Source organism: Streptomyces sp. URMC 124 (assembly GCF_051386455.1).
Lineage (GTDB): Bacteria > Actinomycetota > Actinomycetes > Streptomycetales > Streptomycetaceae > Streptomyces.
On record NZ_JBPQTS010000084.1, the window covers coordinates 1 to 16,310 of the forward strand.

Here is a 16,310-nt window from a genome sequence, read left to right on the forward strand (position 1 = left end):
TGCGGCACCCCCCGCAACGACGGCGTACGGGCCGCCACGGCCCCGTACCTGATGTTCCTCGACAGCGACGACTCCCTCCCCGCCGCCGTCATGCTCGTCCTCGGCCTGTGGGACCTGGACCGCGGGACGATGTGGCGGGACGAGAGCGCCACTTTCCAGGTGGCGCGCCGGTCCCTGCCGGAGATGTGGCACGTGCTCGGCACGATCGACGCCGTCCACGGGCTGTACTACGCCCTGATGCACGCCGTCCTCGCCGTGCGCGCCGACGAGATCGCGCTGCGGCTGCCGTCGGTCGCCGCGTCCGCCGCCACCGCCGCGCTCGTGGGTGCCCTGGGCTGCCGGCTGGGCAGGCCCCGCGTCGGGCTGTGGGCCGGGCTGCTCTACGCCGTCACCCCGTTCGTCGGCCACTATGCGCAGGAGGGCCGTTCGTACGCCCTCGTCGCCGCGGGCGCAGCGCTGGCCACGTGGTGGCTGGTCCGCGCCGCCGAGGACGGTGCGTACCGGCGCTGGGCCGGGTACGGCGCGGTGGTCGCCGGGACGGCGCTCCTGCACGAGTTCGCGGTCCTGCTCCTCGCGGCCCACGCCGTGACCTTGCTGCTCGCCCGGGCGCCCCGGCGGACGTGGCGCCGCTGGGCGTGCGCCGCGGCCGCCGCCTGCCTGCCGCTGATACCGCTGGTGGTCATCTCCCGTGGGCAGAGCGCCCAGGTCTCCTGGATCCGCACCCCGGGCCTCCCCGAGGCCGAGGCGCTGGTGAAGGCGTTCGCCGGCCCCGGGCAGCCCGTCCTGGGCGCCGTGCTCCTCCTGGCGGCGGTCGCGCTCCTCGCCGACGCGCTCGGGTGGCGGCAGCCGCCGTCCGCAGCGCACCGCGGAGCCCTTCCCCTCACCGCGGTCGCCCTGCCCTGGGCCGTCGTCCCGCCCGTCCTGCTCTACGCCGCCGCCCAGTACCAGCCGCTCTTCCTCGACCGCTATCTGCTGTTCTGCCTGCCCGGGGTCCCCCTGCTCGCCGCCGCCGGCGCCGAGCGGCTCCTGGGCCTCGTGCCGTGGCGGCGCACGGTCACGGCCGCCGGGGCGGCGGCCGTCCTCGCCGCCTTCGTGGTGCAGCTGCCGCTGCACGAGAGCGAGCGCCGCCCCACCAGCCGGGGCGACGAGCTGGCCGCGGTCGCCGCGGCGGCCGGGCAGCGGGCGCGGCCGGGGGAGGCGGTGCTGTTCCTGCCGCTGTACGAGCGCCGCGTGGCCCTCGCCTATCCGCGTGACTTCACGGGCCTGCGCGATCTCACCCTCAAGCGCTCGCCGGCCGCCTCCGGCACGCTCTTCGGCCAGGAGGTCACCACCGCCGTGCTGCGCGACCGGCTGGCCCGGCTGCCGTCCGGGAGCCGGGTATGGGTCGTGGGGGACACCAACACCGTCGGCACCCGGTGGTTCCGCGCGCAGCGGGCCGAGTCGGCGAAGGTCGCCGCCTTGGAGGAGTTCTGCCGGGAGGAGACGGACGCGGCGGTGTTCGTCCGCGGGGGATCGGTGACGCTGTATGTGCGCCGCTAGGCGGGCCGGCCGTCCACGGTGGCGCCGCTTGCTCAACGGCCGCTTGCCCGACCGCAGCTTGCCCGACCGCCCCTCACTTGACCGCCCCTCACGTGACTGCTTTTCACTTGACCGCCCCCGCCATCACCCCGCTCACGAACTGCCGCTGGAAGGCGAAGAAGACCGCGAGCGGCACGGCCATCGACAGGAAGGCCCCCGAGGCGAGGACGTCGATGTTGTCGCCGAACTGGCGCACCTGCTGCTGCAGGGCGACCGTGACCGGCGGATGCCCGCTGTCCGCGAAGATCAGCGCGATCAGCATGTCGTTCCACACCCACAGGAACTGGAAGATCCCCAGCGAGGCGATGGCCGGCCCGCCCAGCGGCAGCACCACCCGCAGGAAGAGCCGCAGTTCGCCCGCCCCGTCCAGCCGGGCGGCCTCCAGCAGCTCCCGCGGGATCTCCGCGAAGAAGTTCCGCAGCAGGAAGACGGCGAAGGGCAGTCCGAAGGCGGTGTGGAAGAGCACCACGCCGGGGGTGCTCTCGAAGATGCCGAGGGCGTTGAAGAGCTTGGCCACGGGGATCAGCGCCACCTGCACGGGCACCACCAGCAGCCCCACCACCGCCATGAACCACCAGTCCCGGCCGGGGAAGTCGAGCCAGGCGAAGGCGTAGCCGGCGAAGGCGCCGACGAGGATCACCAGCGCCGTCGCCGGCACGGTGATCAGGGCCGTGGTGCCGAGGGACTCCATCACCGTGTCGTTGCCGAAGAGCTTGCCGTAGCTGTCGGTGGTCAGCTGCGCCGGGTGGGAGAAGACCTCCCACCAGCCCGACGCCGCGATGTCTCTCTTGTCCCGCAGCGAGGACAGGAGAAGCCCCACCGTTGGCGTCAGCCAGAGCAGCCCGACCGCCACGAGGAAGACCCGCATCACCCCGCCGCCCAGCCGCGCGGCGATCCGCGCGGGAAGCGACTGCTTGGCCCGTACGGCCGTGTCCAGCGTGGTCATCCCTGCCGCCCCCTCGTGGTCATCGGCGCCGCCCCCTCGGGATCCCCGCTGCGGCCCCCGTCATCGCGGCCGGCCCCGTCATCGCCGCCGCTCCCTTCGGATCCGCCGGAGGTTGACGTACATCACCGGCAGGACGAGCACGAGCAGGAACACCGCGATCGCGCTGCCCACCCCCTGGTTGACGTCCGTGCCGAAGGACGACTGGTACAGCTGCAGGGCCAGCACGTTCGCCTTGTCGAGGCTCGCGCCCGGCGCGATGATGTAGACGAGGTCGAAGATCTTCAGCACGTTGATCATCAGTGTGATCAGCACGACCGCGAGCACCGGCGCCAGCAGCGGCACGGTCACCCTCCGGAAGACCTGCCACTCGTTCGCCCCGTCCACGCGCGCCGCCTCCAGCAGCTCCCGCGGCACGCTCGCGAGCCCCGCCGCGATCAGCACCATGGCGAAGCCCGCCCACATCCAGATGTACGCCCCGATGATGGCCGGGGTGACGAGCGAGGGCCCCAGCCAGTCGACGCCGTTGTACGGCGCGGCGAAGTTCGAGGCGGGCAGGCGCAGCAGGGCGCCGTCGGCCGCGGCGGGCAGGGTGAAGGTGCCGTCGGCGTCCGAGGTGACCGAGGCGACGGTCCGGCCGTCCTTGACCGCCTCCACCGTCACGCCCTCCAGGGCCTTCTCCCCCTGGTCGATCCTGCCCGGTGCGCCACCGCCGCCGCGCGTGAAGTCGCGCCACACCGTCCCCGTGACCTTCCCGGCGACGTCCCGCGCCGGGATGGCGTCCTTCGCGCCCTTCATGTCCGCGGGCTTCGCGCCCACCAGCGGAAGCGCCGTCGCACTGCCGGCCTTCACCACCGCCTTGGTCGTGAACGCCCCGCGGCTCTCCGTCAGCAGCCCGTCGTCCCTGGGGTGGGCGCCCGGGAAGGGCGCGGGCGGCGAGAAGGTGTCGTGGACGCCCACCCAGACGGCGTTCGCGACGCCACGGTCGGGGTTCTGCTCGTACACCAGCCGGAAGATGATGCCCGAGGCCAGCATCGAGATCGCCATCGGCATGAAGACGACGAGCTTGAACGCCGTGCCCCAGCGCACCCGTTCGGTGAGCACCGCGAAGACCAGGCCCAGGGCGGTGGCCACCGACGGCGCGACGACCACCCAGATGACGTTGTTCTTCAGGGCCGTGCGGATCCGGTCGTCGGTGAAGACCTCGCGGTAGTTGTCCACGCCCACGAAGCCGTTGCCGCTCGCGTCGAAGAGGCTGCGCCAGACGGAGTAGCCGATGGGGTAGACGACGAGCGCGCCGAGCAGGACCAGCGCGGGCAGCAGGAAGAGCGCGGCCACCCACAGCCGGGTGCCCGCCACGCTCCGGGACTTCTTCGACGGGGGCCCCGCGGAGGGGCTCGCGAAGGAGCTCGCGGGAGGGCTCGCGGAGGAGGTCGCGGAAGGGTCTGCGGAGGGGCGGGGCGGCCCGGAGGCCGCGTCGCCGCCCGCGTTCGCGGTCGACATGGTGCGGGGCTCCCGTCAGCTCTTGAACGCCTTGGCCGCGTCGGACTCCAGCTTCTGCTGGGTGCCCTCCACGTCGCCGGGGTTCTTCAGGAAATCCTGGAGGTGCTTCCACTCGCCCTGGCCCGGCTTGCCGCCGAAGGAGGCCGGGGCCAGGTCGGACATGTCGAAGCGGAAGTCGTCGCCCGCGGCGACCACGGCCCTGGCGATGGAGCGGAGCACGTCGTCGGGATAGGCGTCGAGGGCGAGGTTCCTGTTGGCGGACAGGAAGCCGCCCTGCCCGGCCCACACCCGCGCCGCATCGGCCGAGGCGAGGAAGGTCAGCAGCGCCTGCGCGGCCGGGCCGTCCTTCAGCGCCACGCCCACGTCGCCGCCGGTCACCACCGGTGCCTTCGCCCCCGCCGCGGGGAAGGGGAAGACCTTCGCCTCCTTGCCGATCCGCGCCCCGGCCCCGGTGACGTTGGCCGCCGCGAAGTCGCCCTCGAAGACCATGGCGGCCTTCGGCTCCTCCCCTCCGGTGAACGTCTGGGTGACCGAGGTGGGGAACTGCGTCTGGATCGCCCCCGCGTTGCCGTCCGCCAGCAGGCCCTTCCCGCCGAAGAGCCGCCCGAGCGCCGTCAGGGCGTCCTTCACCGACGGATCCGTCCACGGGATCCGGTGCTGCGCCAGCTGGTCGTACTTCTGCGGGCCCGCCTGGGAGAGGTAGACGTTCTCGAACCAGTCGGTGAGCGTCCAGCCGTCCGCCCCGCCCACCGAGACCGGCGGGATGCCGTAGTCGGCGATCAGTTGCGCGGTGGAGAGGAACTCCGGCCAGGTCTTCGGCTCCTTCGCCCCGGCCCCCTCGAAGACCTTCGTGTTGTACCAGACCAGGGACTTGTTGCTGACCTTGAAGTAGACGCCGTAGCGCTTGCCCTCGTACGAGCCGAGCTCCTGCCACCCCTTGGTGAAGTTCTTGTCCAGCTCGGCCGTCGCCTCGCCGCCCAGCGGCTTGAGCCAGCCCTTCCGGGCGAACTCCCGCAGCGCCCCGGGCTGTTGCAGCAGGGCCACGTCCGGCGGGTCGCCGCCCGCGATCTTCGATCCGACGAAGGCGGACATGTCGTCGCCGCTGGGCACGTAGGCCACCTCGGCGCCCGTGCGCCGGGAGAACTCCTGCAGGACCTTCGCGAAGCCCTTCTGCTCGGCGCCCGTCCAGACCGCCGTCACCTTGAGCTTCTGCCCGGTCAGCCGGGGGAGCCGCACGGTCTGCCCGATCGCGTCGTCCGGCGTCTGTCTGCCGCGCTCCGGCGCGGCGCCGTCGTCGCTGCACCCCGCGGCCGAAAGGGCGAGGGCCCCGGCCGCGAGGAGCGCCAGGGCGCTGCGTGCCCCGCGCACCGAACGAAGCGAAGTCCGCATTGCCGCCCCTCCCGTACGAGCTCCCCGTCGACGGCCCCCGCGCCGCACGTCACGGCGGCCCGCGGTCGTCTCCCGTGCGACAGGTCTACGCCCGGTCACCGGCCGCCGCAATACCGTCTTCGCCGTCAACTCGGTGATCGTGACCGGGCTGTGATGGGCCGTCACGGGCGCACGGAAGCACTCAGAGCAGCGGTGGCGCCGCCTCCGCTCCCGCCGACTGCGCGGCGCGCTGCAGCGCGCTCGCGAGCAGCGCCAGGTCCGTCGGGCCGTTGCCCAGCTCGCGCACGGGGCGGCGGGTGGGCGGGTCGCCCATGCGCTGCCAGTCCACCGTCACGACCGTCGGGCGGAGGGTCGCCGTGCGCGGGATGCGGCCCGTCACGCGCCCCGCCTGGAACGGCGTCGTCGCGTCGTCGTCCGGGCGCATCAGCCGGCCGCGGCCCGGAGCGGGCTCGCCCGCCCCGCTGCCGTCGCCCGGCGTGCCGTCCGCCGACGGCGGCGCGATCTCCAGCGTCGCGCGCAGCCCGGCCCGCTCGACCGCCGCCGTGTCGGCCGTGCGGTCCGGGCGGCCCGACGACGCCACCAGGTGGACGCCGAGCCGCTCACCGTCCCGGGCCACCGCCTCCAGAGCCCGTACGACGGAACCCGCCGCCGGCCGGCCCGTGCTGCCCAGGGCCGGGGCGACCAGGGCGTCGAAGTCGTCCACCAGCACCACCAGGCGCGGCAGGGCCGTCTGGGCCGTGAGCGAGGGGCCGTCCTTCTGCGTGCGCAGCTTGAGCGTCCCCGTCGGCAGCGAGTCCAGGTCGCCCGCGCCCTCCGCGGTGCGGCGCGGCGCGACGGCCTGCACGGCCGACGCGGCGGCGTGCTGGGTGTGCCACGCGGTGAAGTCCAGCCGCCCCAGCAGCTCCGCGCGGCGCTTGAGCTCCGAGGTGAGCGACTGGGCGAACTCCCGCATGCGCACCGGGTCCGCGGCCGCCAGGTACGTCGAGACGTGCGGCAGGTCCGTGCACGGCCGCAGGCCCTCGCCCCGCTCCGCGCCCGCGCCGTCCACCAGCACGAGCGAGAGCCGGTCGGGCCGGTCGGCCGCCGCCAGGGAGGCGGCGAGCGAGCGCAGCAGCTCGGTCTTGCCGCTGCCCGCGCAGCCCTCCACCAGCAGGTGCGGGCCGTCCGCCGCCAGGTCCACCGACAGCGGGCCGTGCGGGCCCGCGCCGAGCACGGCCACGACGCGGCCGCCGGGACGCGAGCCGCGGTCCGTGGCCGCCGCCCAGCGGGCCGTCAGCGAGGCCGGCGTCGCGCGCGCCAGCCCCAGCTCGTCCAGTAGGCGCGCGCTCCGCGGCAGCGCCGCCGCCACGCGGGCGGCCGCGCCGTGCAGCGCGCCGTCCGCCATCCGCAGCGGCGCCAGCGCCCGCGCGAACCGCTCGGCCCACGCGCGCGACACGGCGTCGACGGCCGCGATCACGGCCGGGCCGGACGGCGCCTCGCCCTCGCCCGCCCCTCCGGCCGCCGCCGCGCCCGCGGCCGGCGTCCGGTGGATCACCTGCACCACCGTGGCGACGTCACCGCTCAGCAGGGCCACCGCCCCGCAGTACGGGAACGCCGGGGACGCCGTACGGGCCGTGGCCAGCGTCGACGGCACCGGGGACGCCGGCGTCGTCGCGGGGGCGTCCGCCAGGCACAGCAGGTGGATGCCCGCCGCGGGACCGCCCACCGCCAGCCGCCCGACCGTCTCCCGCAGCTCCGCCGAACCGGGGTCGCCGTCCACGATCACCACCGTGTACGGGCCCGCGTGGCGCCCGGCCGCGGCCGCCACCGCCGCCGGGGCCGCCGCCGGCCAGTGCGGGCCCAGCGGGCCCTCGTCCAGACGGCGCACCAGCTCCGCGGTACGGGCCGCGGCCTGCTCGCGGTCGTAGGCGACCAGCAGCCGGCAGTCCTGCCCCCGCACCGGGCGCAGCTGCGGCAGCCAGCCCAGCCAGGACCACTCCGCCAGCCGCTCCTCGACCGGGCGCGCCCGGTCCGCGCTGATCAGCACGAACTCCAGCGATGCGGGAGCGTGCAGCGCCGCCAGCTGGGCCAGCACGGAGCGGGCCAGCGCGGACAGCCGCCCGCGCGGCCCGGCGAGCCCCAGCGAGCCCGCCTCGCGCAGAGCGACCGTCACCGGCACGGACGGCAGCAGCGCGCCGCTCTCCGGCGCGTGCCGGTCGGCCGTGCCCAGCCGTACGGTCAGCAGGTCCGGGTGGTCCGGGCCGCGCTCCCACAGGCGGGGGCCCGGGCCGAGGGCCGTCAGCAGCACCGACGCCGGGTCGGGCCAGCGCTCGCGCAGCGCGGCGGCCTCGGCGCGGGCCCGCTCCGCGACGCCGGAATCGCCGCGGCCCTCGCCCCACTCCTCCTCGTCCGCTCCCCGCCCGCCGCTCCGGCCACCGGCCAGCCGCCGGGCCCAGGCGCCTATGCCCCGCCCACGGGACCGCTTGCCGGCTTCGCCGGCGGGAGGCTCGGACGAGCCGGGGCCGGCCGCGGCGGGCCGTCCGGTTCCGGTTCCGGGTGCGCCGGCGGTGTCGTGCCCGGCCCGGCCGGCGCCGTCGGTCCCGGCGGGGCCGCCGCCGAGGCCATGGCTCGGGGAAGGCAGGTGCCCTGCCGGGGTGTAGGGGTCTGCCTCACCGGAAGGGTTCGGGTGACCCCCGCCGAAGCCACCGGGCCCGCCGGACTGCTGTGGCTGCCCCGCGGCACCGGCCCCACCGCTCGCCGCGTACGGGTCGTCCGCGCTGCCGTACGCGTCCGCGCTGCCGTAAGGGGTCGCGCCGCCGTCCTGACCGGCTCTTGCGTCCTCGCCCGCCCAGCCCGGCCGACCCGCTCCGCCGACTCCGCTTTCCCTTCCGTATGCGCCCGCGCCGCCGCCCTGAGCCGCGCCGCCGCCCTGAGCCGCCCGGCCCGGTCGGCCTGCCGCGCCACGCGCCCCGTACGGGCCCGGGCCGCCGCCCTCCGCCGTTCCGCCCGCCCGGGCCGGGCGGAACGGTGCCGGCGGGCCGTCCGGGCCCGGCTGGGCCGGGACGCGGACCGACGGGATGCCCGGGCCCGCGTTCCGCAGGGCGAAACCGCGGCCCCCGTGCGTCACCGGGTCCTCGTGGGCCGGGGCGCCGGTCCCGCCCGCGCCCGGCGCGCCCAGCCAGGCGCCGCGGACCGGCGGGGCGACCGCGCCCGTCGGGGTCGCGGGCCCGGCGACCGGCCGGTCGCCGCCGACCCGGAGGTGGCCCTCGCCGTCGGGCGCGGCCGGCAGGACGCGCGGGGAGGCGTCGTCCGCGGCGTGCAGGCTCAGCACCGACTCGCCCACCCGCAGCAGCTCCCCGGCGGGGAACGGCACCGGCTCCGCGCCGACCGGCTCGCCCGCGAGGACGGTGCCGTTGGTGGAGCCGAGGTCGCGCAGCGTGATCGTGCCGTCGTCGTGGAGGACGACGGCGCAGTGCAGCCGGGAGACATCGGGGTCGTCGAGCGGGATGTCGGCCGAGGCGGAGCGCCCCACGTGCACCTCGCCGCCGTGCAGCAGGTGCACGCCGCCCGCGTCGGGCCCGGAGACGACGTGCAGCCGCGCGGCGGCCTCCGGCACGCCGGACATCAGCACGCCCGCGTGCTGCTCCGGGTCGGCGGGGGCGCACAGGGACAGCACGGCGCCGTCGACCAGGGGCGGTTCGCCGAGCGCGCTGCGCTGCGGGTCGAGCCGCTCGGCCCCGGCGTAGACCACGACGGCCCCGGTGCCGAGGTCGGAGCCGGCCGCGGCCACCGCGGCCGCCAGGCCGCTGGTCACCCCGGCCAGCGCGGTCCCCGCGGGGGCGGTCACCAGCACGTCGCAGGCGCACTTCGCGGCGGGCCCGGCGGGCGCGGTGGTGTGGTGGCCGCTGAGCGGCCCGAGGACGGTCAGCCTGATCTGCATCGCCGTCAACGGTCCCTTCTGCCCCGGTGCGCGGGCGGGGGCAGGAGGCTTCCACGGCCCTACCCCCACCGTGCACGGGCGCGTCGGCACGTACAGGTCACCACGTCACGCGGGACGTACCGGAAGCACCGGCCCCGCCCCTCCGCATCGTGCTGCGAGCATCCTCGCACCTGCCGGCGACGACGCGCCCGGCGACGGCCAATTCGTGATCTTGAACGACCGCCGGAGGGTGGGAAGGAAGCGGAAGGTGATCGAATCCTTCCGAGGTCACCTCATGATCGGTTCGTGCGGGGTCGATTTTCGAACGTGTCGTACAGATTTTCTTTCATCTCGGAGACACCCCGGAGACACCCCGGAGGGCTCGAAAGAGGCGCCGTCCCAGGCCTCCCGCACGCCCCCGAGCAGCACGTGCGCGCCGCCCGGGCGCCGCGTGGCAACCAACCGCCCGCTCCCCGCGTCTTCCCCTCAGCCCCCCGGATTCGGCAAACCGGAGGTCCGTACGGCGGCACTACAGTGGGCGCGAGGCCGGGCACGACAGAGGCCATCGCAAAGCATCACGACGACGATGACGATCAGGGAGCGCATGACGTGCGGCCGGTAGGCAGCAAGTACCTGCTCGAGGAGGTGCTCGGTCGCGGAGCGACCGGCACCGTCTGGCGAGCGCGCCAGCGGGAGGCCGCGGGCGCCGAGGCCGCCGTGGCCGGGCAGCCCGGCGAGACCGTCGCGATCAAGGTGCTCAAGGAGGAGCTCGCCAACGACGCGGACGTCGTGATGCGCTTCCTGCGCGAGCGCTCCGTGCTCCTGCGGCTCACCCACCCCAATATCGTCCGCACCCGCGACCTCGTCGTCGAGGGCGATCTGCTCGCCCTCGTCATGGACCTCGTCGACGGCCCGGACCTGCACCGCTACCTGCGCGACAACGGGCCCTTCACGCCGGTCGCCGCGGCGCTGCTGACCGCCCAGATCGCCGACGCGCTCGCCGTGAGCCACGCCGACGGCATCGTCCACCGGGACCTCAAGCCCGCCAACGTGCTCCTGCGGAGCGACGCCGGGCAGATGCACCCGATGCTCACCGACTTCGGCATCGCACGCCTCGCGGACTCCCCGGGCCTCACCCGCACCCACGAGTTCGTCGGCACGCCCGCCTACGTGGCGCCCGAGTCCGCCGAGGGCCGCCCGCAGACCTCCGCCGTCGACATCTACGGCGCCGGCATCCTGCTCTACGAGCTGGTCACCGGCCGCCCGCCGTTCGCGGGCGCGACCGCGCTCGAAGTGCTCCACCAGCACCTCAGCTCCGAGCCGCGCCGCCCCACCACCGTGCCCGAGCCCCTGTGGACGGTCATCGAGCGCTGCCTGCGCAAGCGGCCCGAGGAGCGCCCGAGCGCGGAGAACCTGGCGCGGGCCCTGCGCGTCGTCGCCGCGGGCGTCGGCGTGCACGCCTCCCCGGCGCAGGCCGAGGCCGCCCTCGGCGTCGCCGCGCTGCTCGGACCCGACCCCGAGCCGGCCCTCGTGCCCGGCACCGGTCAGGGCTCCGGCCCCGGCGCGGGCCCCGGCGACGCCGACCCGACGCAGGTGCTGCCGGCGACGGCCGGTTCCCCCGGCTCCCCGGACGCGTACGACCCGAACGCCGCCACCAGCCTCCTGCCGAGCACCTCCGCCGGCGGCAACGGCCCCGACGCCGACGCCACCCGCGTCATGCCCGCGGGCTCCGGCCCCGGCGGCGCCGACCCGACCCGCGCCATGCCGCCCGTACCGCCGCTGCCCCCGGAGGGCGACGGCGCGCACCCCTGGCAGACCCAGCTGCGGGCCGCCCGCGACCGCAACGACCAGACCCAGGTGCAGTACCTCGACCCGAGCGAGGACCCGCTGCGGCGCCGCCCCCAGCGGCGGCCCGGGCAGCCGCAGCAGCCGCCGCAGGGCGGGCAGGGTGGCTACGGGCAGCAGGGTTACGGCGGCGGCCAGGGCTACGGCGGGCAGTACGCCCCCCAGCCGCACCAGGGGCACCAGCCGCCGCCCCCGCAGCACTACACGCAGCCGCCGCAGTCGTACGCGCCTCAGCAGCCCCAGCCGCAGCCCCATCAGCCGCAGCCCGCGCCCCGCAGGCGGCAGCGGCAGCAGCCCGCGCCCCAGCCGCGCTACCAGCAGCCCCCGGCGCCCCAGCCGCCGCCGCAGCCGTACGCCCCGCAGCCGCCCGCCCCGCGCCGGGAGCCGCGGCCGCCGCGGCAGCGCAGCGCGAACCCCATGCGGATCCCCGGGCTCGGCTGCCTCAAGGGCTGCCTGTTCCTGATCCTCATCCTGGTGATCGGTTCCTGGTGCGTCTGGGAGTTCACCCCGTTGAAGGACTGGGTCGCCGACGGCAAGAGCTTCTGGGACGCCACCTGGGACTGGGTCACCGACGTCAAGGACTGGATCTCCGGGCTCGCCTCCAACAAGTGACGATGGGATCGATGTGATCGATTTGTCGACACCCGAGGGGTGTTTTCCGCCTCGGGTGTGAGCGTTGGCAGTAGCTTGGTCGCCAGCGCGCCTGTCGGAGACGAGGAGTCGGGGAACAGTCTTGGCACGGAAGATCGGCAGCCGGTACACCGCCCACCAGGTCCTCGGCCGGGGCAGCGCCGGCACGGTGTGGCTCGGCGAAGGGCCCGAGGGCCCGGTCGCCATCAAGCTCCTGCGCGAGGACCTCGCGTCCGACCAGGAGCTCGTCGGCCGGTTCGTCCAGGAGCGCGCCGCGCTCCTCGGACTCGACCACCCGCACGTGGTCGGCGTCCGCGACCTCGTCGTCGACGGTGCCGACCTCGCGCTCGTCATGGACCTCATCCGGGGCACGGACCTGCGCACCCGGCTCGACCGCGAGCGGCGGCTCGCGCCCGAGGCCGCGGTCGCCATCGTGGCCGACGTCGCCGAGGGCCTCGCCGCCGCCCACGCGGCGGGCATCGTCCACCGCGACGTCAAGCCCGAGAACGTCCTGCTCGACATGCAGGGCCCCCTCGGGCCCGGCGGCGCGCACCCCGCGCTGCTCACCGACTTCGGCATCGCCCGCCTCGTGGACGCCCCCCGGCCCGCCAGGGAAGGCCGCGGGCCCGGCCCGCGCAGCGTCATCGGCACACCCGACTACCTCGCCCCCGAGATCATCGAGGGGCTGCCGCCGCGCGCCTCCGTCGACGTCTACGCCCTCGCCACGGTCCTCTACGAGCTGCTCGCCGGCTTCACGCCCTTCGGGGGCGGGCACCCCGGCGCCGTGCTCCGCCGGCACGTCACCGAGACCGTCGCGCCGCTGCCCGGCATCCCCGACGAGCTGTGGCAGCTCGTCGTCCAGTGCCTGGCCAAGGGCCCCGCGTCCCGGCTGCGGGCCCCCGAGCTCGCGGCGCGCCTACGGGAGCTGCTGCCCGGGCTCGCCGGCATACCGCCCCTCGACATCGACGAGCCCGACGACGGCGCCGCGGAGCCCGCCGAGGGGCCGGAGACGCCCCAGGGCGCGGCCGGGGTGCCCCTCGCCGCGCGGCGGCGCGGGGTCGTGCCGCTCGTGCCCGGCGCCGTCGCGGACTCCAGCCGGGACACCCACACCAGCATGCGCGTGCCCACGCCCGCCGAGCTCGCCGGCGGCGCCCACGGGACCGCCCGCGCGCCCCGCGCGGCCGGCCAGCGCCGGGCCGGCTCGGCCCGGCACCGCTCCGCGGCGGAACAGCGCCGCCGCCGCATCCGCCTCGGGGCGGCGGCGGTCGCCCTGGCGGCGGCAGCGGGCGTCGGCGGCTGGTTCGCCACGGCGGACCACGACGGCTCCGACTCCAAACCAGGCATCCACCACCCGGCCCCCAACCGCTGACCCCACCCGGAGGCTCCCGCGCCCCCTTCGACGCGACCCGGCGACGCCGTTCGGGCCTCCGCCCCGGGCCGAGGTTCGTCCGGCACCGCCGGATCCCTCGGTGGGGGCTGACCGCCGTGGCGGCGGAGGGAGGGGGCCGGACCGCCGGCCAGGCGCACAGGCCGGGGGAGCGGGGCGCGCGGGGCCGCACGCAGGACGGGCCAGGCGCCGCCGGAGGGGGCTGCGCTCAGCCCCTCAAGATCCGCCGCAACGGCGCCCGGCCCCCGCGGCGCGGTCCGGCACCGCCGGATATCCCGGTGGGGTTGATCGCCGTGGCGGCGGAGGAATGGCAGTCGGCGGGCAGGCGGGCAGGCAGGCAGGTGCACGGGGCAGGGGAGTGCCGCGTGCGGGGCCGGGCCGGGGTGGCCCGGTTCGCCGGGCTTCGGCGGCGCCGCCTCCCCGTCCGCCGCAACGGCGCCCGGCCCCCGCGGCGCGGTCCGGCGGTGCCGTTCGGCCTTCGCCGGGGGCGCGAGGTGTGGTGGGCAGTGCCGGATTCCCCGGTGACGCCGCGGCGGCCGGGCGGCGGTCCGGGGTGGGGGTGAGGTCCCATCGGGGGCTTGAGGGCGGGGAAGCGCGGCGTAGCCGTTAGGCTGGGTGCGTGGCAGTCGTTGACGTATCCGAAGAGCTGAAGTCCCTCTCCTCGACCATGGGGTCGATCGAGGCCGTCCTGGACCTCGACAGGATGAGGGCTGACATCGCCGTGCTCGAGGAGCAGGCGGCCGCCCCGTCCCTGTGGGACGACCCGGAGGCGGCGCAGAAGATCACCAGTCAGCTGTCGCACCTCCAGGCGGAGCTGCGCAAGACCGAGACCCTGCGCGGCCGCATCGACGACCTCGGGGTGCTCTTCGAGCTCGCCGAGGCCGAGGACGACGCGGACACCCGCGCCGAGGCCGAGGCCGAGCTCGCCTCGGTCCGCAAGGCGCTGGACGAGATGGAGGTCCGCACCCTCCTCTCCGGTGAGTACGACGCGCGCGAGGCCCTCGTCAACATCCGCGCCGAGGCCGGCGGCGTCGACGCCTCCGACTTCGCCGAGCGCCTGCAGCGCATGTACCTGCGCTGGGCCGAGCGCCACGGCTACTCGTCCGAGATCTACGAGACCTCGTACGCGGAAGAGGCCGGCATCAAGTCGACCACCTTCGTCGTCAAGGCCCCGTACGCCTACGGCACGCTCTCCGTCGAGCAGGGCACGCACCGCCTCGTGCGCATCTCGCCCTTCGACAACCAGGGCCGCCGCCAGACCTCCTTCGCGGGCGTCGAGGTGCTGCCGGTCGTCGAGCAGTCCGACCACGTGGAGATCGACGAGTCCGAGCTGCGCGTGGACGTGTACCGCGCCTCGGGCCCCGGCGGTCAGGGCGTCAACACGACCGACTCCGCGGTCCGGATCACGCACATCCCGACCGGCATCGTCGTCTCCTGCCAGAACGAGCGCTCCCAGATCCAGAACAAGGCGAGCGCCATGAACGTCCTCCAGGCCAAGCTCCTCGAGCGCCGCCGCCAGGAGGAGCAGGCCAAGATGGACGCGCTCAAGGGCGACGGCGGCAACTCCTGGGGTAACCAGATGCGTTCGTACGTCCTGCACCCGTACCAGATGGTCAAGGACCTCCGCACCGAGTTCGAGGTCGGTAACCCGACGGCCGTTCTCGACGGTGACATCGACGGCTTCCTCGAGGCCGGTATCCGCTGGCGCAAGCAGCAGGAGAAGTAACCCCAACCGCCCCTATAGCCGGACATCCCGCCCGTAACCGGCTTGACGCTGCGTCAAAAACTGGAAAGGCTGGCGCGCGGCACGCGTAGCACTGGGGCGCGTGTGGCGGGGGCATGCGGCCCGGTCGACAGTGCCGCCGACGTCGTGCGGCAGGCCGGCCGGCTGTGCCAGGCCTTTCAGAGCGCCACCGCCCCGTGCAGAGCTGCTCCAATGACGAGTTAGCTACTGGGGGTAGCAGGCATATGACGAAGAAGACGCGACTGCGTGTCGCGCGCATAGCCGCAGGCGCAGTGGTTGCCGCGGGCGCTTCGCTGACTGCCGCCGGCGCGGCTTCGGCCGCCGGCGTCAACGTCCAGGTCGCAGGGGTCGGCGTGAAGGCGGGCGTCCACGGCGTCGGCTCTCCCGACGACCCGGACCAGATCCCGCAGCCGCCCACCACGGGCGGCAACACGGGCACCACCGGCTCCACGGGCACCACCGGAACGACCGGCTCGACCGGCTCGACCGGTTCCACGGGCGAGACCGGCACCACCGGCTCGACCGGTTCCACGGGCTCCACCGGTACCACCGGCTCTACGGGCTCCACCGGCAGCGTCGGCGGCGGCTCCGGTGAGACCACCGGCAGCTCGGGCACCAGCGGCACCACGGGCTCGACCGGCACCACGGGTTCCACCGGCACCACGGGCTCGACCGGTTCCACCGGCACCACCGGCACCACCGGCACCACGGGTTCCACCGGTACGAACGGTGAGACCGGCAGCACGGGCTCCACGGGCACCACCGGTTCCACGGGCACCACTGGTTCCACCGGTAGCACCGGCTCCACCGGCACCACGGGTTCGACCGGTTCGACCGGCTCGACGGGTTCCACCGGTAGCACCGGCTCCACGGGCAGCACGGGCTCCACGGGTTCCACCGGCAGCACCGGCTCGACCGGCTCCACCGGCGAGCCCGGCTCCACCGGCGGCAGCTCCACCTCCGGCGGTTCCTCCTCGGGCTCCGGGTCCTCCGGCTCCGGTTCCTCCTCCGGTTCCTCTTCCACCGGTGGTGGCGAGGGCAGCACCGGCGGTGACCAGAGCGGCACCGCCGCCACGGGCGGCTCCGGTTCCGGTTCCGGTGGCAGTGACTCCGGCGACCAGGGCAAGGTCTGCCCGGTCGACACCAGCAGCAACTGCGGCAACAACGCGGACCCGGACAGCGCGGGCAGCAAGCCCGTGCAGCAGGCCAAGCCCAAGGAGCAGCTGGCCGAGACCGGTGCTTCGCAGACCGGCTTCCTCGTGATCGGTGCCGCGACCATGATCGCGGGCGGCGTCGGCTTCCGGCTGCTGCCCCGCCTCATGACCCGCGGCGCGGGCACGGCGGCGGCCTGATCGGCTAAGGCGTAAACGCGCGGAAGGGCCCGGAGCGCTCA

The 16,310-nt window shown here is 75.5% G+C and carries 9 protein-coding genes; 5 read left to right on the forward strand and 4 right to left on the reverse strand.

Annotation, left to right across the window (positions count from 1 at the left end; translation table 11 throughout):
• Positions 1 to 1,539, forward strand: a 1,539-nt coding sequence (locus ACSNOG_RS18780) for a glycosyltransferase family 39 protein (protein WP_436753806.1), incomplete at its 5' end; no start/stop codon positions are given.
• A gap of 103 nt (positions 1,540 to 1,642) precedes the next feature.
• On the opposite strand, the gene ACSNOG_RS18785 is transcribed toward ACSNOG_RS18780, so the two are convergent.
• The 4 genes from ACSNOG_RS18785 to ACSNOG_RS18800 all read right to left on the reverse strand — a co-directional run bounded on the left by ACSNOG_RS18785 (position 1,643) and on the right by ACSNOG_RS18800 (position 9,332).
• Positions 1,643 to 2,524, reverse strand: a complete 882-nt coding sequence (locus ACSNOG_RS18785; RefSeq protein WP_436753807.1) for a carbohydrate ABC transporter permease — start codon at positions 2,522 to 2,524, stop codon at positions 1,643 to 1,645.
• Between the two features lie 78 nt (positions 2,525 to 2,602).
• Positions 2,603 to 4,024 carry a carbohydrate ABC transporter permease gene (locus tag ACSNOG_RS18790; protein WP_436753808.1) on the reverse strand — a complete coding sequence of 474 codons (1,422 nt, stop codon included), beginning with the start codon at positions 4,022 to 4,024 and terminating at the stop codon, positions 2,603 to 2,605.
• 15 nt (positions 4,025 to 4,039) lie between these two features.
• Complete coding sequence (locus ACSNOG_RS18795; RefSeq protein ID WP_436753809.1) at positions 4,040 to 5,413, reverse strand: ABC transporter substrate-binding protein; 1,374 nt, start codon at positions 5,411 to 5,413, stop codon at positions 4,040 to 4,042.
• Between the two features lie 181 nt (positions 5,414 to 5,594).
• Positions 5,595 to 9,332: an FtsK/SpoIIIE domain-containing protein gene (locus tag ACSNOG_RS18800; protein WP_436753810.1), complete on the reverse strand. Its 3,738-nt coding sequence runs from the start codon at positions 9,330 to 9,332 to the stop codon at positions 5,595 to 5,597.
• 588 nt (positions 9,333 to 9,920) lie between these two features.
• On the opposite strand from ACSNOG_RS18800, the gene ACSNOG_RS18805 reads away from it, so the two are divergent.
• From ACSNOG_RS18805 to ACSNOG_RS18820, 4 genes are all read left to right on the forward strand, one after another.
• Entirely contained in the window at positions 9,921 to 11,768 is a 1,848-nt protein-coding gene (locus tag ACSNOG_RS18805) for a protein kinase domain-containing protein (RefSeq protein WP_436753811.1), read from the forward strand.
• 121 nt (positions 11,769 to 11,889) lie between these two features.
• A complete protein-coding gene (locus tag ACSNOG_RS18810; protein ID WP_436753812.1) occupies positions 11,890 to 13,155 on the forward strand; it encodes a protein kinase domain-containing protein in 1,266 nt (421 codons plus the stop codon).
• 637 nt (positions 13,156 to 13,792) lie between these two features.
• Positions 13,793 to 14,899: a peptide chain release factor 2 gene (gene prfB / locus ACSNOG_RS18815; protein WP_436753813.1), complete on the forward strand. Its 1,107-nt coding sequence runs from the start codon at positions 13,793 to 13,795 to the stop codon at positions 14,897 to 14,899.
• A 242-nt stretch (positions 14,900 to 15,141) separates the two neighbouring features.
• Entirely contained in the window at positions 15,142 to 16,269 is a 1,128-nt protein-coding gene (locus ACSNOG_RS18820) for a hypothetical protein (protein ID WP_436753814.1), read from the forward strand.
• The last annotated feature ends 41 nt before the right edge of the window (positions 16,270 to 16,310 follow it).